General features: G+C 70.2%; 16 protein-coding genes, 3 tRNA genes and 1 pseudogene. 7 read left to right on the top strand and 13 right to left on the bottom strand.

Annotation, left to right across the window (positions count from 1 at the left end; all coding sequences use genetic code 11):
- Positions 1 to 48: 48 nt before the first annotated feature.
- Both ABZ321_RS07805 and ABZ321_RS07800 read right to left on the bottom strand, forming a co-directional pair.
- Positions 49 to 297: a hypothetical protein gene (locus ABZ321_RS07805; RefSeq protein WP_354890070.1), complete on the bottom strand. Its 249-nt coding sequence runs from the start codon at positions 295 to 297 to the stop codon at positions 49 to 51.
- 54 nt (positions 298 to 351) lie between these two features.
- Positions 352 to 1716 carry an ABC transporter substrate-binding protein gene (locus ABZ321_RS07800; protein WP_354890068.1) on the bottom strand — a complete coding sequence of 455 codons (1365 nt, stop codon included), beginning with the start codon at positions 1714 to 1716 and terminating at the stop codon, positions 352 to 354.
- Between the two features lie 109 nt (positions 1717 to 1825).
- Here ABZ321_RS07800 and ABZ321_RS07795 point away from each other — a divergent pair, with 109 nt between their 5' ends.
- Entirely contained in the window at positions 1826 to 2251 is a 426-nt protein-coding gene (locus ABZ321_RS07795) for a hotdog fold thioesterase (protein WP_344500962.1), read from the top strand.
- Positions 2252 to 2299: 48 nt separating this feature from the next.
- Entirely contained in the window at positions 2300 to 2692 is a 393-nt protein-coding gene (locus ABZ321_RS07790) for a hypothetical protein (protein WP_344500964.1), read from the top strand.
- Positions 2693 to 4434: 1742 nt separating this feature from the next.
- Here the strand turns inward: ABZ321_RS07790 and ABZ321_RS07785 are convergent.
- The 10 genes from ABZ321_RS07785 to crtI all read right to left on the bottom strand — a co-directional run bounded on the left by ABZ321_RS07785 (position 4435) and on the right by crtI (position 10560).
- Positions 4435 to 5019 carry a hypothetical protein gene (locus ABZ321_RS07785; RefSeq protein WP_354890066.1) on the bottom strand — a complete coding sequence of 195 codons (585 nt, stop codon included), beginning with the start codon at positions 5017 to 5019 and terminating at the stop codon, positions 4435 to 4437.
- A 290-nt stretch (positions 5020 to 5309) separates the two neighbouring features.
- Positions 5310 to 5627: a helix-turn-helix transcriptional regulator gene (locus ABZ321_RS07780; RefSeq protein WP_354890064.1), complete on the bottom strand. Its 318-nt coding sequence runs from the start codon at positions 5625 to 5627 to the stop codon at positions 5310 to 5312.
- Positions 5624 to 5989 (bottom strand): type II toxin-antitoxin system RelE/ParE family toxin, encoded by a 366-nt coding sequence (locus ABZ321_RS07775; RefSeq protein WP_354890062.1) that lies wholly within the window; start codon positions 5987 to 5989, stop codon positions 5624 to 5626. Before ABZ321_RS07775 ends, ABZ321_RS07780 begins: the two co-directional genes overlap by 4 nt.
- Before the next feature lie 211 nt (positions 5990 to 6200).
- Positions 6201 to 6274: transfer RNA gene (locus ABZ321_RS07770), tRNA-Phe, on the bottom strand.
- A 13-nt stretch (positions 6275 to 6287) separates the two neighbouring features.
- Positions 6288 to 6361 (bottom strand) — tRNA-Asp (locus tag ABZ321_RS07765).
- Between the two features lie 35 nt (positions 6362 to 6396).
- A tRNA-Glu gene (locus ABZ321_RS07760) sits at positions 6397 to 6469 on the bottom strand.
- A gap of 133 nt (positions 6470 to 6602) precedes the next feature.
- Positions 6603 to 7484 (bottom strand): polysaccharide deacetylase family protein, encoded by an 882-nt coding sequence (locus ABZ321_RS07755; RefSeq protein WP_344500976.1) that lies wholly within the window; start codon positions 7482 to 7484, stop codon positions 6603 to 6605.
- Positions 7485 to 7631: 147 nt separating this feature from the next.
- Positions 7632 to 8507, bottom strand: a complete 876-nt coding sequence (locus ABZ321_RS07750; protein ID WP_354890060.1) for a MerR family transcriptional regulator — start codon at positions 8505 to 8507, stop codon at positions 7632 to 7634.
- A complete protein-coding gene (gene idi, locus ABZ321_RS07745; RefSeq protein WP_344500980.1) occupies positions 8504 to 9067 on the bottom strand; it encodes an isopentenyl-diphosphate Delta-isomerase in 564 nt (187 codons plus the stop codon). Before idi ends, ABZ321_RS07750 begins: the two co-directional genes overlap by 4 nt.
- Complete coding sequence (crtI, locus tag ABZ321_RS07740) at positions 9064 to 10560, bottom strand: phytoene desaturase family protein (RefSeq protein ID WP_354890058.1); 1497 nt, start codon at positions 10558 to 10560, stop codon at positions 9064 to 9066. The genes idi and crtI overlap by 4 nt, the downstream gene beginning before the upstream one ends.
- 90 nt (positions 10561 to 10650) lie before the next feature.
- Between crtI and ABZ321_RS07735 the strand changes: the two are divergent.
- Both ABZ321_RS07735 and ABZ321_RS07730 read left to right on the top strand, forming a co-directional pair.
- Positions 10651 to 11559: pseudogene (locus ABZ321_RS07735) on the top strand (phytoene/squalene synthase family protein); the annotation flags it as partial.
- 142 nt (positions 11560 to 11701) lie between these two features.
- Positions 11702 to 12985 carry a deoxyribodipyrimidine photo-lyase gene (locus tag ABZ321_RS07730; protein WP_354890056.1) on the top strand — a complete coding sequence of 428 codons (1284 nt, stop codon included), beginning with the start codon at positions 11702 to 11704 and terminating at the stop codon, positions 12983 to 12985.
- Here ABZ321_RS07730 and ABZ321_RS07725 read toward each other — a convergent pair.
- Positions 12982 to 13671 (bottom strand): HAD family hydrolase, encoded by a 690-nt coding sequence (locus tag ABZ321_RS07725; RefSeq protein WP_344500986.1) that lies wholly within the window; start codon positions 13669 to 13671, stop codon positions 12982 to 12984. The genes ABZ321_RS07730 and ABZ321_RS07725 overlap by 4 nt on opposite strands.
- A 40-nt stretch (positions 13672 to 13711) precedes the next feature.
- Between ABZ321_RS07725 and ABZ321_RS07720 the strand changes: the two genes are divergently transcribed.
- The 3 genes from ABZ321_RS07720 (at position 13712) to ABZ321_RS07710 (ending at position 18608) form a co-directional block, all read left to right on the top strand.
- Positions 13712 to 13885, top strand: a complete 174-nt coding sequence (locus ABZ321_RS07720) for a hypothetical protein (protein ID WP_344500988.1) — start codon at positions 13712 to 13714, stop codon at positions 13883 to 13885.
- 30 nt (positions 13886 to 13915) lie between these two features.
- The gene (locus ABZ321_RS07715) at positions 13916 to 14917 is read left to right on the top strand and encodes a hypothetical protein (protein WP_344500990.1); all 1002 of its coding nucleotides are present in this window, start codon (positions 13916 to 13918) and stop codon (positions 14915 to 14917) included.
- A gap of 517 nt (positions 14918 to 15434) precedes the next feature.
- Positions 15435 to 18608: a S8 family serine peptidase gene (locus tag ABZ321_RS07710; RefSeq protein WP_344500992.1), complete on the top strand. Its 3174-nt coding sequence runs from the start codon at positions 15435 to 15437 to the stop codon at positions 18606 to 18608.
- Positions 18609 to 18623: the final 15 nt, after the last annotated feature.

The raw sequence follows: 18623 nt of genomic DNA, 5'->3' as shown, positions 1-18623 counted from the left end.
GCCTTCCTCCCTGCCGCGCTGCCGTGTTCACGTCGTGATGCGGTCCGGTCAGATCGTGGCGGGCGGGAGACCGCCGTCGCCGTCGACGACCTGCTCCGGCGTGCCGTCCTCGTCGATGTCGCTCATCGTGATGTCGACCTTGCCGTCGCCGTTGGTGTCGAACTGGAACACGTCGGCCTTGCCGTCCCCGTCCGTGTCGATGGCCCAGAGGTCGGGCTTGCCGTCGTTGTTCGTGTCGCCGACGAGGAGCTCGATGCGCTGGTCGCCGCGCGTTTCGACGGTCTCGTTCTCGCTCATGCTGGGTCCTCTCACGTCAATCGAGGGGGTAGGGCTCGACGCCCCTGTGGTTCGCTAGGCCGTTGGTTCCTTTATGCCCGCGGCGACCAGAGCTTTAATCACCAGCGCCGACTCGTCGAAGCCCACCAGCAGGATCGCGGTCGCCTCGAAACTCTTGATCTGCCCCGCGATCGGCGCGAACAGCTTCGTCGCGTCGGCCTTCGGGTCGTAGTTGTCCTTCGCCTCGTACTTGAGGATCAGCAGGTTGCTGGCCTTGATGCCGGCGGCCGTCAGGTCGTTGCGGACGCCTTCGGCGAGCCCGCTGCCGTACGTGTCGTCACGCGCGACGATCGCGACCTTGGTGTGCCCGTCCCGCATGATGATGTTGGCGATCGCCTTGGCCTGCAGCATGTCGGGCGGTGACGTGCGGAAGAACAGGCCCTTGTCGTCGAACTTCGTCAGCTCGTCCGACGTCGCCGACGGCGAGATCATCACCTTGCCGGCCTGAACGACCCGCGGGATGACGGCCTTGCTCACTCCCGACGCGCCCGCGCCGATGATCACGTGGACGCCACTGTTGATGAACTTCTCGACCGCCGTCTTGGCGACGTCCGGGTTGGTGCCGTCGTCGCCCTCCTCGACCACGACGGGCTGGCCGAGCACGCCACCGGCCTCGTTGATCTCCTTGATCGCCAGCTTGGCCGCGGCGAACATCGGCGGCCCCTGGAACGCCAGCGCGCCGGTCTTCGGCAGCAGCAGGCCGAACTTCAGCGCCGGGCCTTTCCCGCCGCCCTTGTTGCCACCGCTCGCGGGCGGCGGCGCCGCTTTGTTCTCGTTCTTCTCGTCACCGGCGCCGACGAATTCGGTCTTCGCCTCGTCGATGGTGTTGTTACGGCCGAAGTTCAGCACGCCATACATGGCCGACGACGGCTCGCCCGCGTCGGTGAAACCACTGCGGCGCAGCGAGATTCCGCGGTACTTGAAATCCTTGCCGGACCTGGCGGCCGTCAGGCACGCGGCGATCGTGTCGCACACGTTGTCGCCGGTCGTGACCCCGATCAGCTGCTTGGCGATCGACGACGACTCGACCGACTTGCCGGCCTCCGCGGCCAGCGCCGCCACCACGACGGCGTCATAAGACTCGCCCGCGTAGTTGAAGTCAGCGAGACTGGAGTCAATGGATTTCACCCGCCGTTTGAAGTCCTCGCTCAGCGGGGTCAGCGGGGTCGTGCCCTTCATCCCGGCGAGCACGGCAGGCGAATCCTTCAGCGCCTCGCCGAACGAGTTCGCCATGTTGCCGTCGGATCCGTAGAAGCGGATATCGCTTTTCGGCTGGGCACCGCCGTCACTCTGCGCTGTGGAACCGCAGCCGGACGCGGTGAGCAACAGACCAATCGCGGTGATTGCTCCCACGATGGCTTTGGCCGACCGTGCGCGCATGAGTGTTTCTCCTCCCCAAAGGTGCCGTGCGCACCATAGCGTGGTCTGGCCGCGGACTTAAGTGGGGAGGTGCCGGCCGGCCGTGTACCACCCGGTAACCTCTAGCGGCATGGAGGACACTGGCGTCACCCAGAGTGATGCGCTGACCGACGGCATGTCCATGCGGGGCACCCTCGCCGAGCGGATGGGCATCACCCTGCTGGAGGCCACCCCGGAGCGGGTCGTCGCCACCATGCCCGTCGCCGGCAACACGCAGCCTTACGGTCTGTTGCACGGCGGCGCCTCGGTGGTCCTCGCCGAGACGCTCGGCTCGATCGGCGCCGCCCTGCACGCGGCCCGCCTCTTCAACGGCATCGCCGTCGGCATCGACGTCAACGCCACCCACCACAAGGCCGCCCGCGACGGCATCGTCACCGGCGTCGCGACCCCCCTCCGCCTCGGCGGGATGATCGCCTCGTACGAGATCGCCATCACCGACGAAAAAGGCGACCGCGTCTGCACCGCCCGGCTGACCTGCGCACTCCGCCGGTCATAGTCTGCCGTTCGGCGCCCGCGGCTTGACTGAGCCGCATACGGTGTCGGCGTGGATGAGGCCGGAGACGAGACCTACCAGGACGCTGCCATGGTCCTGGAGTCCGCCTTGGCGGGCGATGGCGCAGGTGTGGTCCACACCTTCGACACGGTCGTCGACCGGCGCGGGATGAGCGCCGCGTACGACGTCGCATGGCGCCTCGCCGGCGAGATGGTCGGCGAGAACTTCGCCCGCGGTCCCTGGCGCCTGGAGTTCCCCGACATCGACGACGCCAACTACGACAAGCGCTGGGTCGCCCGCTTCGTCAGCGCCTACGTCAACGAGGACATCCCCAGCGGCACCGCCCTCTTCACCGTCGCCCTGGTCGACGGCAAGCTCCCCGACTGCCTCATGACCCTCGCCGGCTCCGCAGTCGCTACCCTCCGCCGCCGCGGCGCCGCGTAGAGCAATTTCGCACTTGCATATTTGCAGTGGATGCATGATAGTTGTGCATACGTCGTTACCGAGCGTCGCAGCGCCCGAACCCCTGACTGTGCGTCGACTGAGGGGTCCGCGCGGTCGGGTGAACGGGCGGGCGCTCGCCTAGCCAACTGGCCTTGGCGACCCCGGGCGCCCGCCCCCTTTTCTCGATTCCTCTCGAGGGGGCCGCGCCCATGCCACACGACTCCGTCCCACTCCCAGACACCACCCGTGCTGGGACCTCCAACGTGCCCGCGACCGCCCCGCATGTCGACGCTGGCCGTCTCGGGACCTTGCGCCTTCCCACAGACGCCATCCGTCTTGGAACTTCTGGCGCGCCCACCGAGGCCGACCGTCCAGAGAATTCCGGCCATCCAGCCCACACCTCAGTTCCTGCCCACACCTCAGTTCCTGCCCACACCTCAGTTCCTGCCCATATCTCAGTTCCTGCCCACACCTCCGAACGGACCGCTCTCGGCAGCGTCGCTCCACACCCAGCTCTCGACACGAGCCCGGGCGTGAGCCTCGCCCTGGGCACGGAGCCACCTCCCGCCCACGGCCACTCCGCCGAGCCCAGCCCGGAAGCCCAGCCAACGTCTCGGCCTGGATCACGACCGCGGGCCGAGCTCGGCGTGCCGCTGGTCGCCCTCGCCTCCGGCGACGACCTGGCCAACGCCGAACGGCTGCTCCTCCTTCACATGCCCCGCGAGGTGACCCGAGCCTTCTGCCTCGCCTGCCGAGCCTCCTGGCCGTGCCCAGAAGTGAGGTACGCCAGAGCCCTCACCGCCGGCCAAGCGGTCTGGGGAGACCTCCTCACATGACCACCCCCGACCGCGCCGCTTCTGACCGCGCCGCTTCTGACCGCGCCGCCGCCCGTCGCGCAGGCCTTCAACGCATGCACCCTGACTGCATCACCCCTGACCGAAACACTCCTGACCGAAACACTCCTGACCGCGTCTCGCATGACGTCATCGCATCCGGCAGCGCGCCGGGCGATCGGACCACGCTTGATCACGCTGGACCTGATCGCACGAGCATCGCCGCAGGAGCCGACCGTGGCGGCGCTGAAGGCATGGGCACGGTGCACTACTCCCAGGCCGCCGCCGACCGGATCACCAACGCGAACCGCGCCATCGCCGTGCACGTCGAGTCAGCCACCAGCACCCGGTGTGGCACCTGCGACCAGCCGATGCCGTGCGCCCGCCGCCTCGCTGCCGAAGGCACGCTCCGTGCCTACCGCCGCCTGCCTCAGCGCCTCCCAGGTGTCACCCTCCGCTCCGCCGGTGCCATGCTCGGCCCCCAGCCCGCACCGCCGCACAGACTCGAATTGCCGCCCGGCTCGGGACCGCCGCCCGGCTCGGGACCGCCGCCCGGCTCGGGACCGCCGCCTAGCTCGGGACCGCCGCTGGGCTCTGGTCTGCTGCCTAGCTCTGGACCGCTGCTGGGCTCTGGACCGCCGCAAAGACCAGGATTGCCGCCTCACTCGGGGCCGCCGCCTGGCTCGGGGCCGTTGCTCAGGCCTGAATTGCCGCCCGGCTCGGGGGCGCCACACCGCCCGAGTTTGCCGCACCGCCCGCCGGCCGGTGCGGACCACGGTCGCCAGCCGCTCGACGAGGCGTTCGGCTGGCTCACCACCCGAGGGCGCGGAACACAGACCAGAGCGCCACTCAGCCGGCCACACTCGCCCGCCAGTCCGCCTGCTGCGCCCGCCAGTCCGCCTGCCCCGGTCAGCCCGCCTCCTGTGCCTCCCGCGACGGCGGAGCCGCTGAGGCAGGCGCAGGAGGCGTGGGACCCTCCGTTGCTGGATCTTTCGTGGACGGCGGGGGAGCAGGTCGCGTCGCACCGAGCATCTGCAGCCGCTGCCGGATCGCGCCATCGGTCCGTCCCAGCTCAACGGTCAGGGTCTTGATGCTGGCGCCCTCGTGGAACCGTCGCACCAGCAGGTCGAGATCCGCCGGCTCCCACGGCTGACCGGACTTCGGCGCCGCGGACCGGAGATCCAGCGGCCCCGGATCCTGCGGCAGCAGCCACCCGTCCTCGGGCGGAGGTTCAGGCGGCGAGCCACCGCCACGGAACCCGGCGAGCGCGGACGCCAGCAACTGCCCGACGTCGCTCGCGTCACGGGCCGGCAGCTCGCCGACCAGCTCCGTCACCACATAGCCGGAGTCCCACCCCACCAGCCGCAGCCCGACGAAGCCAGAACCGTCGTCGAACGCCGTCACGTCATAGCTGCGATGGTCGATCATCAACCGGCGCCGGACGTCGGTGCCGCGGGTCGGAAGGCCGTCGAAATCCCAGTCGAAGTGCGTCATGCCCGCACGCTACGACCAGGGTCCGACACTTTCAGGACGTCGTAGCCGAGCCGTCACGACCAGTGACGTCGCCAAAGCATCGCCTATGAGGCCAGCGACAGCGCGTCGAGTTCGAAGGCGAGGCGAGAGTTGGGTACCGGGCTCACGAGCGAGCTCCCATCGATGAGCTCGATCCGATCCGGAGTCTCGCCCAACGCAAGGTAGTCGTCCTCGTTCCAGGGGCCGGCATGTCCGCTCGTTGCCACGCTCATGCTGCCGGACGCCGTAGGGGTTGGTACCCGACGTTACGATCAGGCGATGGCGGTGATGTCGCCATCGTCGAAGTGGATGGCCTGGTGGAGGCGGCCACCCAGGGCAACCGCGTAGCGGGCGAGGACCTCTTGACCCGAGACCTTGCCTTGCTCGATCTGGGAGATCCGTCCCTTCGTGACGCCCATGCGGTCGGCGACCTGCTGCTGGGTCAGGCCCCGACTACGGCGCGCCTCGGCGAGACGGTGGCCGGTAACCTCGGCCAGCAACTCTTGCTTGCCGGCGGCGACGGCTTCCTCTCCGCCCGCCTGCTCGACGAGCTCACCGCGGATGTCGCTCCAGCGCACGTAGCTGCTCATCGCCAGTCCCCCTCTTCCTGTGTTCGTTCTTTCAGATAGGCCTCGTAACGCTGCTCCGCCAGGGGTACTGCCTCTCGGTACCAGGCATCCCACTGCCCGGACTTTGTCGCCGGCGACAAGCAGGATGCTGGATCGCCAGGGGTCGAAACGAAGAGGATCCGCATGGTGCCCGGTCGTAGCTCTTTGAGGTTCGCCAGGGACGAGTGAGTGATGGTGTCGACAAGCGGCCGACCGAGGCCCGGTCCGCTCTCGGCGAGTGCGTCGATCGCTTGCACAACCCGAGCTTTGGCCGTCGGCTCCAGGGAGAAGATCCAGCTGCGGACCTCGTTGACGATGTAGATGTCCCACTCCGGTGTGGCCACGGCACGAGTATAGCGAAAGCTATACCACCTCGATGTCGGCGCTTAGGTTCACCAGTTGGTGTCGCTGCGCGTGAGTGTCGGTCGCCAGATTCTGAGGGCTGTCCGCGATCAAAGGCGGCGGATCGTGGTCTTGCTGAGAGGTGCCCGCATGCAAAGACCCCGACCTGCGTTACCGCTGGTCGGGGTCTTGAAAGCCCGGCGAAGAGCTTTGTGGGCAGGGGCGGGGTCGAACCGCCGACCTTCCGCTTTTCAGGCGGACGCTCGTGCCAACTGAGCTACCTGCCCAAGATGGGCCTTGCGGTCCTGACGGGACTTGAACCCGCGACCTCCGCCTTGACAGGGCGGCGAGCACTCCAACTGCTCCACAGGACCTTGCTCTTTGTTGCTACCCGGGCGAACCCGGGTCGTGCCCCCAACGGGATTCGAACCCGTGCTACCGCCTTGAAAGGGCGGCGTCCTGGGCCGCTAGACGATGAGGGCGGCCCCGCCATCATCGCATACTCTGCGACTTCTGCGGTGTTGCTCCCATCCGGCCCCGCCGGAGGCTTTCAGAGCATACGTGACCACTTCCGCGAAAACCAAATGGGTATCCATCGTGGTGTCGTGGAGGCGCCTAGACGGGTAGCGCGACCAGCGTGAACTGCTGCTTGAGCTCGGGCAGGAGGGTCTTGTAGGCGGCGAGGGTGGCGCTGCGGTCGCCGCCGCCGTCGTGGGAAAGGATGACCGCGCCGGGCTTCGTGTTGTTCCTCACGTTGCTGATGATGTGCTGGGTCATCTGGTTGCCGGACCACTTCTTGGTGTTCCAGTCGGAGGGGTCGACGGTCCAGCCGAGGGAGACCATGCCCAGCTCCGTGGCGATCTGCACCGCGGCGGGGGTGAAGTTGCCGCCGGGGTGGCGGAAGTACTTGATCTGCGCGCCGGGGACGACCTTGCGGATCTCGTCGTTGGTGCGCTGGAGGTCGGCGCGGATGGTGTCGGCGGACTTCTTGCCGAGCTTCTCGTCGTGCTTCCAGGTGTGGTTGCAGAGGGTGTGACCGTCCTTGACGATCTCCTGCAGGTACTGCGGGAACTCCTGGACGGCGACGCCGACGACGCAGAACGTGGCCTTGATGTTGTGCTGGCGCAGCATGGCGAGCAGCTTCGGGGTGTCGGCGGACGGGCCGTCGTCGAAGGTCAGGGCGACCCCGTCGTTGCCGGTCTTGCGCATGATGCCGTCGGAAGGGGCGGTGGCGGACGCGGAGGCGGACGGTGCGGCCGACGTCGACGCCGAGGGGGTGGCGGACGCGGACGCGGACGGTTTGCCGGCGCCCGTGGCGGCCTGTGCGGTCGAGTCGCTGATCGGGTGCGCCTGCGTGCCGCCGTCCTGGCCGCCGTCGACGACACCGGAGGACGGCCCGTGCCACGACACCGAGGAGGCGTCGGACGCGGCGCAGCCGGTGAGGGCCAGAGCGGCGGCGCTGATCAGCGCTCCTAGGGCGAGGCGGGTGCGGGTCATCGTCAGCTCCGGGGGTCGGTGGTCAGCATGGTGGCGAACGCACACGCTAATGACAAGACGCACCCGAAGGCCTCCTGCGTTCAGTCCGTGGCACGAACCCGGGAGTACCTCGTCAAGAGACATTTACACAGACGAAGAAAGGTGAAGTCAGTTGACCACCGAGGTGAGCAGCGCCAATGCCTCGGTCAATGTGGACGGTGCCGAGACGCCGACGGGAAGCGCCGCCACGTCCCATCCGGGGCCGGCGGCGGCGACGATCAGCGGTCGCCAGGCGGCATCGAGGACCGGCGAGAGCTGCGCCGGGTCGCCGGTCGTGCGCAGTTGCGACCAGACCAGCACGGCCGCCGGGCCGGTACGCCGTACGGCGGTGGCGAGGGCCGTCGGCGGGACGCGGGCGCCGAGCATGCGGGTCCCGACGCAGGCCGTGGCGAGCGCGGCGCCGAGCGCCTCGATGGGCAGGCTGTGCTGCTCCTCGTCGGCGCAGGCGAGCAGGATGCGGGACGGGACGGTCGGGTCGGGGCGCGGCACGGCGCCGAAGACGGCCGAGACGCAGCCCGACACCAGGTGCTCGACCTCGACCAGGGCGCCGGTGGCGGCGTGCCGGTCGCCGATGGCGGCGAGCACCGGCCGGAGCACCTGGTCCCAGGCGGCGACGACGCCGAGCTCGTGCACGGCCGCCGCGACCCGCTGCCGCACGGCCGGCGCGTCGAGCCGCAGCGCGGCCCGGTACAGGCCGCGCGAGGAGGCGGCCGCATCGGTGACGAAGGAGCTGGACACGGCGGCAGGGGCGGCGGCCGACCGCAGCGCCCAGCGGGCCGCCTCGTGCGGGGCGACGCCCTGGACGATCAGGCGCTGCATCGTCTCGAGGCGTTCGATGTCCTGTTCGGTGTACCGGCGGTGGTGGCCGGGCTCATGCAGCGACGGGCCCATCCCGTACCGCTGGTGCCAGGTCCGCAGGGTGGTCACGGCGACGCCGAGCCGCCGGGCCACCGCGCCCGCCGAATACGCCGCCGCGGCCGTCATGCCGTCGAGCCCCGCCAGACGGACACGACCCCGGCCAGCCACGGTGCGTACAGGTCCGGGGAGTGCGACAGCCGTGCCTCGAGATCCTCGACGGCGACCCATTCGAGGGCGGCGACTTCTTCGGGATCAACTGCACCCGAAGAGAACGAATCCGAAATGTCCGACACGTTGCCGACGAGCACGTGGTCGTACTCGTGCTCCACGCGCCCGGACGACGGGTCGGAGGCCTGGTACACGTACACCCCGACCTCCCGCAACGGGACGGCGCTGACGCCCAGCTCCTCGACGAGCCGCCGGGCAGCGGCGGACGTGACGGTCTCGCCGGGCGCGGGGTGGCCGCAGCACGCGTTGGCCCACCGCAGCGCGAACCGGGTCTTCACCGCCGCCCGCTGCTGCAGCAGGAGCCGCCCGTCGCCGTCGACGAGCAGGACCGAGAACGCGCGGTGCAGCAGCCCGGGCGCCCGGTGCGCCTCGTCCACCGTCATCGAACCGACCGCCCCACCGCCGTCGTCGACCAGCTCGACAAGGTGAGACTCACGAGAAGAAGACGATGAAGTCAAGACACCACCCCCGTAATACGCTCCGCCGCCAGGCGGCCGGAGATCAGGACCATCGGCACGCCGACACCCGGCTGCGTCCCGGACCCCACGAAGACCACATTGGACAGTGTGGGGTGGAGGTTGCCCGGCCGGAAGGGCCCGGTCTGCCGCAGGGTGTGCGCCGCCGCGAACGGCGTCCCCGCCGCCATGCCCTGATCGGCCCAGTCCGTCGGGGTGATGAAGCGCGACACCTCGATGCCGTCGCCGAACCCGACGTAGCCGCGCCGCTCCAACGTGTCGATGAGCTCGCTGCGGTACGTGCCGCGCAGGGTCCCCCGCCAGTCCAGCAGCGGCGCGGTGAGGTTGGGTGTCGGCGCGAGCACGTAGTAGGTCTGCCGGCCGTCCGGGGCGAGCGACGGGTCGGTGCGCGTGGGGTTGGTGACCAGGAGGGACGGGTCGCTCATCAGCCGGCCCTGGTTGATGACCTCGTCGAAGGTCTCCCGCCACGCCCGGCCGAAGTGGATGTTGTGGTGGGCGATCGCACCGTACGCCTGCCGCGACCCCACGTGCAGCACCACGCACGACGGCGAGTACCGCAGCCTGCCCAGCATCGGGTTGCGCCACCGGGTGGGTGGCAGCAGGTCCCGGTAGGCCACCGGCAGGTCCGGGTTCAGCACGACGGTGTCGGCGGCGAACCGGCGCCCGTCGGCGCACACCACGCCGGTCGCGCGCCCGCCGGCGACGGAGACCGACGCGACGGGACTGCCGTAGTGGATGGTCACGCCGTGCTTGGTGGCGACGTCGGCGAGCGCCCGCGAGACCGCGTGGATGCCGCCCTTCGGGAAGTAGACGCCGGCGACGGAGTCGAGGTAGGCGATCACCGCGTAGAGCGCGAGCGCCTGGTGCGGCGCGACCCCGGCGTACATCGCCTGGAAGGAGAAGATCCGCCTGGTCCGCGGGTCCTTGAAGTAGCTGTCGACCTTGGACTGGAGCCGGCCGAAGCCGCCGCGGGCCACCAGCCGCCACAGGTTGGCGGTGACGAGGTCCCGCGGGCGGTCGAGGTTGCGGTCGATGAAGTCGTCGCGCTCCAGCCGCCACAGCTCCCGCGCGTCGTCGACGAAGCGCAGGTAGCCGTCGGCCTCGCGGGAGCCGCAGACCCGGGCGACCTCGCCGGCCATCCGCGCGGTGTCGGCGATGACGTCGAGCGTGGAGCCGTCGGGGAAGTGCGCGCGGTACGCCGGGTCGAGCCGGGTCATCGGCAGCCAGCCGGCCAGGTCCTCCCCGACGGTGCCGAGCAGGTCCTCCAGCAGCGACGGCATCGTCAGCACGGTGGGACCGGTGTCGAACTCGTAGCCACCGATGCTGAGTTTTCCCGCCCGGCCACCCGGGTAGTCGTCCCGCTCCAGGACGGTGACCTCGCGGCCCGCGGCGGCCAGCCGGATCGCCGCGGCGAGCCCGCCCAGCCCCGCCCCGACGACGACCACCCGACCGGTCGGACCCGTCACCGACCGCATGACCGAAGCCCTTTCACTACCCGCATCACCGAAGCGTAGCGTAGGCTCGAACTTGCGTCGATTAGTGCGTCGATTCAACCGGAGGCCACCATGGAGTCAGCGCCCCTGACCGCCGCCTACGAGCGGTGCCGCGCGCTGCACCGCCACCACGGCCGGACGTACTACCTGGCGACGCGGCTGCTGCCGGCCTGGAAGCGCCGGCACGTGCACGCGCTCTACGGGTTCACGCGCTACGCGGACGAGATCGTCGACCGCACCGAGCGGCTGACCCCGCAGGGCCGCGCCCGCGAGCTCGACGCCTGGAGCGACGCGTTCGTGCGGGGGCTGTGCGGCGCGCCGACCGACGACCCGCTCCTGCCCGCGGTGCTGCACACGATCCAGGTGTTCGACATCGACCTGGAGGACTTCCGCAAGTTCCTGGCGAGCATGGCCATGGACCTCACCGTCACCGGCTATGCCACGTACGACGACCTGCTCGACTACATGGAGGGCTCGGCGGCGGTGATCGGCACGATGATGCTGCCGATCCTCGAGTCGAGCGACCGGGCCGCCGCCCGCGAGCCCGCCCGCCAGCTCGGCCTCGCGTTCCAGCTCACCAACTTCATCCGCGACGTCGCCGAGGACCTCGACCGCGGGCGGATCTACCTGCCGGAGGAGGACCTGCACCGGTTCGGGGTCGGCCGCGAGGACCTGCTGGCGGCGGCCCGCGAGCGGCGCAGCAGCCAGAAGATCAAGAGCCTGGTCCGGTACGAGGTGCAGCGCGCCCGGCAGCACTACATCGCGGCCGCGCCGGGGATCCAGATGCTGGCGCCCAGCTCCCAGGCGTGCATGCGGGCGGCGTTCCGGCTGTACGGCGGCATCCTCGACGCGGTCGAGGCGCAGGACCACGACGTCTTCGTCCGCCGCGCCACCGTGCCGAAGGCGCGCCGCATCGCGGTGGCGCTGCGCTGCCTGCTGACCCGCCCGGGCGCCCCGGTGCCGATCCCCGGCACCCCGGCCGGTGCGCTCGACCCGCAGCCGGAGATGCCGCCGGTCGTCGTGCCGCTGCCCCGCGAGCCCGCCACCGAGCTGCACCTGCCGGCGGTCCTCGACCTGCGCGGCACCGCAGCATGACCGCCGCCGAAACGCGGGGGACGAGCGCATGAAGACCGCGGTCGTCCTCTTCACCCGCGACCTGCGGGTGCATGACAACCCGGCGCTCGCCGCCGCCGCCCGCGCCGCGGAGCGGGTCGTGCCGCTCTTCGTGCACGACCCCACGCTGCGGGCCGGCGACAACCGCCGCCGGTTCCTCGACGAGAGCCTCACCGACCTGAAGGCGTCGCTGCGGCAGCGCGGCGCCGACCTCGTCGAGCTGCGCGGAGATCCGGCCGCGGAGTCGGTACGGGTCGCGAAGCGCACCGGCGCGGAAGGCATCGGCGTCGCCGCGGACGTGAGCGGGTACGCCCGCGAGCGGGAGCGCCGCCTGGCGGACGCCTGCGCCGCCGAGCGGATCGCGCTGAAGACCTTCGACGGCGTCACGGTCGTCCCGCCCGGCGCGCTGCGCCCCACCGGCGGCGCGGGCCACTACAAGGTCTTCACGCCGTTCTGGCGGGCGTGGCAGGCCGCCGGCTGGCGCGACGTCGAGGCCGCGCCCCGCAAGCTCCGGCTCCCCGACGACCTCCCGGCGTCCTGGTTCCGGGACCGGCCCGCGAAGGCCGGCGGCGGCGAGTCCGCCGGGCGGCGCAAGCTCACCGCGTGGCTGCCGCACCTGGAGGGCTACGAGGACGACCACGACGCCATGGCGGCCGACCGGACGTCCCGCCTCAGCCCGTTCCTGCACTTCGGCTGCCTGTCGCCGCGGGAGGTGGCGGCCCGGGTCCACGGCCGCGCGGGCGCCGAGCCGTTCCTGCGGCAGCTGTGCTGGCGCGACTTCTACCAGCAGGTGCTGTTCGCGTTCCCCGACCTGCGGCACAAGGCATACCGGGCGTCGGCGGAGGACCGCTGGCGCGACGAGTCCGACGCGCTGCAGGCCTGGCGGGAGGGGCACACCGGCGTCCCGGTCGTCGACGCCGGCATGCGGCAGCTGCTCGCCGAGGGCTGGATGCACAACCGGGCCCGCCTCATCACCGCCTCCTACCTGACCAAGCACCTGGGCGTGGACTGGCGGGCCGGCGGCGACCACTTCTTCGACCTGCTGCTGGACGGCGACGTCGCCAACAACTACGGCAACTGGCAGTGGGTCGCCGGCACGGGCAACGACACCAAGCCGTACCGGCGCTTCAACCCCATCAGGCAGGCGCACCGCTTCGACCCGGACGGCGACTACGTGCGCCGCTACGTGCCCGAACTGGCCGACGTCGAGGGCAAGGCCGTCCACGAGCCGTGGAACCTGCCCGAGCCCCCGCGCGGCTACCCGGCGCCGCTGAAAACTCTAGGCGGGCTCTAGGCGGTGAGCGCGACGCGGAACGCGGTGGTCAGCGCCTCGTCGAGGTTGTCCAGCAGGTCCTGCGGGTCGGCGTAGACGGCGGCGGCGCCGTGGTCGAGCAGCTCCGCCGCGCACAGCCCGCCGCTGGTCACGCCGATGCACGGGATCGACAGCTTCCCGGCCGCCTGCACGTCCCAGACCGAGTCGCCGACGAACACGACCTCCCCGGCGTCGAGCTTCGCCCGCCGCAGCGCCACCTCCACGATGTCCGGCGCCGGCTTGCTCTCCCCGGCGTCGTCGGCGCTGGTCACCGTGTCGATGACCGCGTCGGCGTCCAGGCACCGCAGCAGCGCGCCGAGCTCCGGCTTCGACGCCGACGTGGCGAGCACGTTGCGCAGCCCCCGGTCGGCGCACGTCTCCAGCAGCCGCCGCGCGCCCGGCAGCCGGCGCAGCGCCGTCCAGTGCGCCGCGTACAGGCTCGAGTGCGCGGCCCGCATCGCGTCGTCGTCGCCGGGGTCGTGGCCGGGGCCCAGCAGATGGTCCAGGATCTTGTCCGACCCCATCCCGATCGCCCGGTGGATGCGGGCCGCCGGGACGTCGTGCCCGAACTGTCGGAACGCCTGCCACCAGGCCGTCGTATGCAGGTAGACGCTGTCGATGAGGGTCCCGTCGACATCAAAGAGCACACCGGTCACTGGTTTGGTCATGAGACTGTTCTACCCACCCACGGGGGGTTTCACTGGACGTATGACCGAGCAACAGGTGCGGATCCTGGAGCCGTTCCCCGGCTTCGACGTCGACGAACTCGGTGACTTCGCCGTCGAGCACTGCAGCGTGACCCTCGCCGATCAGCTGGCGGGCGGTCCGGAGCACGCCCGAGAGACGGAGAGCCCGAAGGGGCTGGCCGGCATGGACGATTAGGGCCGCCGACGTTTGGGCAAGCGTCACTGCATGGTTCGTGATGCCCTCGCAGACGTCGTGCGGTTCGTGCCGTCGCTGCTGCTGTTCATCGTCATCCTTCTGCTCGGCTGGGCCGTCGCGGTCGCGCTGCGGGAGCTGGTGCGCAAGCTGCTGGCGAAGGTCGGGTTCGACCGGCTCGCCGACCGCGGCGGCGTCGGCCGGGCGTTGTCGCGTGCGCGCTTCGACGCCGGTGACCTGATCGCCAAGCTCGTCTACTACGCGGTCCTGCTCTTCACGCTGCAGATCGCGTTCGGCGTGTGGGGCGCCAACCCGGTGTCCGACCTGATCGACGACGTGGTGTCGTGGCTGCCGAAGGCGGCCGTCGCCGTCGTGATCGTGGTTGTCGCCGCGGCGCTCGCCGGCGGCCTGCGCGACGTCGTCACCGGCGCACTGGGCGGCCTGTCGTACGGGCGGCTCCTGGCGAACCTGGGGTACTGCTTCGTGCTCGGGCTGGGCATCATCGCGGCGCTCAACCAGATCGGCATCGCCACGTCGGTGACCATGCCGGTGCTGATCGCGGTGCTCGCCACGGTCGCCGGCATCCTCATCGTCGGGGTCGGCGGCGGCCTGGTCCGGCCGATGCAGCAGCGCTGGGAGGGCTGGCTGAGCCGCGTCGAGCAGGAGGCGCCGGCCGTGTCCGAGCGGGTGAAGGCCCACGCGCAGTCCCGCCGCGAGGAGGCGGAGGCCCGCCGGGCCGCCGAGGAGGCCGCGCGGCGGGCGGAGGCCGAGCGCGAGGCCGAGGCGGCCAGGCAGGCCGAGGCGGTGCGCCAGGCCGAGGAGGCCCGGCAGGCCCGCCTCCGGCAGGCGGCGGCGACCGAGCAGTCCGCGGGGGTGGACGCCCCGACGATGGTGGTCCCGACCGTGCCGCCGGCCGTGACCCCGCCGCCGGCGAACCCACCGGCCGGCGGGCAGCTCCAGGTGCCGTCGCAGCGGCCGGTGGACAACGCCGACCAGACGGTGGTCATCAATCCGCCACCCCGCGATGACGCCTGAACGTTTCCAGCGAAACCCGCCCGAAAGGGCGGGTTTCGTCATTTCCGGACCTTTTCTCCGCCAATAGGTGCGATCGACATAGCAATACCTTGCTATGTGTTAATGCCATGCCCTCGGCAACCCTCGACGTTGCCCTACAACCCCTGTTCGGCGCGATTCTCGGGAGTGACGGCCTCTGTTCCGCGCTGCAGAAAACTGGCATGTTGTGACGGCGTATATCGAGCATTCGGGATATGCGGCGCCGGCGTGCGCGTAGGCCGAGGGTGGGCCACGCCGGAGCAGCACCACGGGGGAGTCAGTAACAACCCTTCGGACACAGCCCGTCCTGAGAGGGGGCATGATGAGCCGACGGACATGGGTGCGCGCCGCAATGGCGTCAGCACTCGTTCCGCCACTGCTCGTGATCGTCTCGGCAAGCCCGAGTCAGGCAGCACCGGTGCAGAGCGGCAGCTTGACATCGGTGCCGGGTGCGTCGCTGGCCAAGCAGAGCTCGGCCGCGAAGTCACCCACGAGTCGCATGGCAAAGACCGACCAGTCCCTGCTCAACCGCACCGACAGCACCCGGCTGCCGATTGCGGTGAAGCTCGACTACGACTCGACCGCGACCTATGCCGGCGGTATTGCCGGATATGAGGCGACGAGCCCGTCAGTCACCGGTAAGGCGCTTTCCGGAAGTACCGCGGAACAGCGTTACGAAAGCCGCATCAAGGCAATTGAGGACAAGTTCCTCGGGCAGCTGCAGAAGCAGGTTCCGGACGCCAAGGTCGGCCAGAAGCTGCGGACCGTCTACGGCGGTATCGCAATGTCGGTGCCGGCGAACAAGATCGGCGCGATCCTCACGCTCGACAACGTGGTGGCGGTCCAGTCCGACGCCGCACGCGCCCCGCAGACCGACTCCAGCACCAGCTTCATCGGTGCCGACCAGGTCTACCCGTCGCTCGGCGGCAAGCCGAACGCCGGTAAGGGCGTCATCTTCGGCTCGCTCGACAGTGGCGTGTGGCCGGAGCACCCGTCGTTCGCGGACAACGGCAACCTCGGCGCCCCGCCCGCGAAGGCGGACGGCACGCCGCGTGCCTGCGACTTCGGCGACAACCCGCTCACCCCGGCGGCCGACCCGTTCGTCTGCCAGAACAAGCTCATCGGTGGCAAGGGCTTCCTTGACACCTACAACGCGCTGCAGCCGATCGAGATGTTCGGGTACACCGCCCGCGACTCCGACGGTCACGGCACCCACACCGCGTCGACCGCCGCCGGTAACCCGGTCGCGTCGGCGAACGTCCTCGGTGTCGAGCGGGGGCCGATCAACGGCGTCGCGCCCGGCGCCTGGGTCTCGGTGTACAAGGTCTGTGGCGCCACCGGCTGCTACAGCACCGACTCGGCCGCCGCGGTCGCTCAGGCGATCAAGGACGGCGTCAAGGTCATCAACTTCTCGATCTCGGGTGGCGCGAGCCCGTACACCGACATCGTGGAGCTGGCGTTCTTCGACGCCTACAAGGCCGGCGTCTTCGTGGCCGCCTCCGCCGGCAACTCCGGCCCGGGCGCGTCCACGACCGACCACCTGTCGGGCTGGGTCACCACCGTCGCGGCGTCGACCCAGAAGCGTTCCTTCGAGTCGGTCCTGACCGTCGCATCCACCGACGGCACCTCAGCGACCTACAAGGGCGTCTCGATCACCCAGGGCGTCACCCCGGCCAAGCAGATCGTGATGGCGTCGGCTCCGCCGTACAACAACCCGACCTGCACCGTGCCGGCCCCGCCCGGCATCTTCGTCAACAAGATCGTCGCGTGCGAGCGCAGCCCCGGCCGCATCATCAAGGGCTTCAACGTGCGGCAGGGTGGTGCCGCCGGCATGATCCTGTACAACGCGACACCGCAGGACGCGCTGAGCGACAACCACTGGCTGCCGACGGTGCACCTCGCCGACGGCACGGCGTTCCTGGCCTTCATGGCCGCCCACCCGGGCAACACGGCCACGTTCACGGCCGGCACGAAGGTCATCGGCACCGGTGACACGATGGCGACCTTCTCGTCGCGTGGCCCCGGCGGCCAGTTCATCAAGCCCGACATCTCCGCCCCCGGCGTGCAGATCCTGGCCGGCCAGACGCCGGTCCTGGACGACGCGGCCGGTGGCCCGCCCGGCCAGTACTTCATGGCGATCGCGGGCACCTCGATGTCGTCGCCGCACATCGCCGGCTCCGCCATCCTGGAGAAGGCGGCCCACCCGGACTTCACCCCGGGTCAGATCAAGTCCTCGCTGATGACCACGGCGACGACCAACGTGAAGAAGGAGAACGGGACGACTCCGGCCGACCCGTTCGATCTCGGCGCCGGTCGGGTCCAGGTCAACCTCGCGGCCAACCCCGGTCTCACGTTCGACGAGACGGCCGACCGGATGTACGCGCTGGGCAACGACCCGGTCAACGCGGTGCAGATCAACCTTCCGTCGGTGAACGCCCCGGTCATGCCGGGCAAGCTCACCGCGGTCCGCACGGCGAAGAACGTCTCCGGCAAGACGCAGACCTACAGGACCGAGGCGACCTCGCCGGCCGGCTCCTCGATCACTGTGTCCCCGGCGATCTTCACCGTGAAGGCGGGGGAGACCGCGACCATCAACATCACCATCAAGTCCAACGCCCCCAAGGCGCAGTACTTCGGTGAGGTCCGGTTGAAGCCGGTCAGCTCGAGCGTGCCGGCGCTGCACCTGCCGGTGGCGTTCGTCCCGCAGCAGGGTGACATCACGGTGACGCAGGCCTGCACGCCGCCGTCGCTGACGCTGCTGCAGAACAGCACCTGCACCGTGAAGGCCACGAACAACACCTTCAACGACACCACGGCGGACTTCACCACCACGTCCACGATCAACCTTCCGATCGTCGGCGCGAACGGTGCCACGGTGGCCAACCCGTTCAAGGCCGAGAAGAAGGGCGCGTCGCTCGCCGGCGCGATCCCGGGCACGCCGTCGATCGCCCCGGGCACCATCGCCGGGTACATCCCGCTCGACCTGTTCGGGGGCACGCTCGTGACCCCGGTCGGCGACGAGGACCTGACGACGTTCAACGTGCCGTCGTTCAAGTACAACGGTGTCGACTACTCCTCGCTCACCGTCGACTCGAACGGCTACCTGTACCCGGGCAGCGACGACAGCCGTGAGAACAACAACTGCTGCGACATCACCCCGATCCCGAACCCCGCGAAGCCGAACAACGTCCTCGCGCCGTTCTGGACCGACCTCGACGGCACGGGCGCGACTGGTCTGCTGATCAACGTGCTCACCGACGGCGTCGGCACCTGGACGGTCGTCGAGTGGCGGGTGAACGACTTCGGCACGCTCAACCAGCGCCGCTTCCAGGTCTGGCTGGGCTCGGGCGGTCCGCAGGACATCGCGATGTCCTACGACTTCGGGACGATGGGTGCGCTGCCCGCCGGGCAGAACCTCGTCGTCGGGGCCGAGAACGCGTACGGCAACGGTGGTCAGGGCCTGCCCGTGAACACCCTGCCGAGCACGGACCTCTACGTGACCAGCACCGACCCGGTGCCGGGCGCGTCGACGTCCTACACGGTCACGGTGAAGGGTCTGCTCCCCGGCACCGGCAGGGTCTCCACCTCGGTGGTCACCCCGGCCGTCCCGGGCACGACCGTCGTCAACACCGACATCGGCGTGACGCTGAAGCTCAACCGCATCGGCACGTAACAGCGCCCTTGCAAG

This window comes from Dactylosporangium sp. NPDC006015 (assembly GCF_040614215.1).
Taxonomy (GTDB): Bacteria; Actinomycetota; Actinomycetes; order Mycobacteriales; family Micromonosporaceae; genus Dactylosporangium; species Dactylosporangium maewongense.
The sequence above is the reverse complement of the archived record's forward strand: the minus strand, read 5'-3'. Positions and strand labels throughout refer to the sequence as shown.

Coding starts and splice junctions, on each gene's coding strand:
- crtI (WP_354890058.1), bottom strand. CDS start 10,560: ATGCGGTCGGTGACGGGTCCGACCGGTCGGGTGGTCGTCGTCGGGGCG.
- ABZ321_RS07710 (WP_344500992.1), top strand. CDS start 15,435: ATGGCAAAGACCGACCAGTCCCTGCTCAACCGCACCGACAGCACCCGG.
- ABZ321_RS07785 (WP_354890066.1), bottom strand. CDS start 5,019: ATGACGCACTTCGACTGGGATTTCGACGGCCTTCCGACCCGCGGCACC.
- ABZ321_RS07805 (WP_354890070.1), bottom strand. CDS start 297: ATGAGCGAGAACGAGACCGTCGAAACGCGCGGCGACCAGCGCATCGAG.
- ABZ321_RS07715 (WP_344500990.1), top strand. CDS start 13,916: ATGGTTCGTGATGCCCTCGCAGACGTCGTGCGGTTCGTGCCGTCGCTG.
- ABZ321_RS07720 (WP_344500988.1), top strand. CDS start 13,712: ATGACCGAGCAACAGGTGCGGATCCTGGAGCCGTTCCCCGGCTTCGAC.
- ABZ321_RS07800 (WP_354890068.1), bottom strand. CDS start 1,716: ATGCGCGCACGGTCGGCCAAAGCCATCGTGGGAGCAATCACCGCGATT.
- ABZ321_RS07750 (WP_354890060.1), bottom strand. CDS start 8,507: ATGACGGCCGCGGCGGCGTATTCGGCGGGCGCGGTGGCCCGGCGGCTC.
- ABZ321_RS07725 (WP_344500986.1), bottom strand. CDS start 13,671: ATGACCAAACCAGTGACCGGTGTGCTCTTTGATGTCGACGGGACCCTC.
- ABZ321_RS07730 (WP_354890056.1), top strand. CDS start 11,702: ATGAAGACCGCGGTCGTCCTCTTCACCCGCGACCTGCGGGTGCATGAC.
- ABZ321_RS07780 (WP_354890064.1), bottom strand. CDS start 5,627: ATGAGCAGCTACGTGCGCTGGAGCGACATCCGCGGTGAGCTCGTCGAG.
- ABZ321_RS07755 (WP_344500976.1), bottom strand. CDS start 7,484: ATGACCCGCACCCGCCTCGCCCTAGGAGCGCTGATCAGCGCCGCCGCT.
- ABZ321_RS07795 (WP_344500962.1), top strand. CDS start 1,826: ATGGAGGACACTGGCGTCACCCAGAGTGATGCGCTGACCGACGGCATG.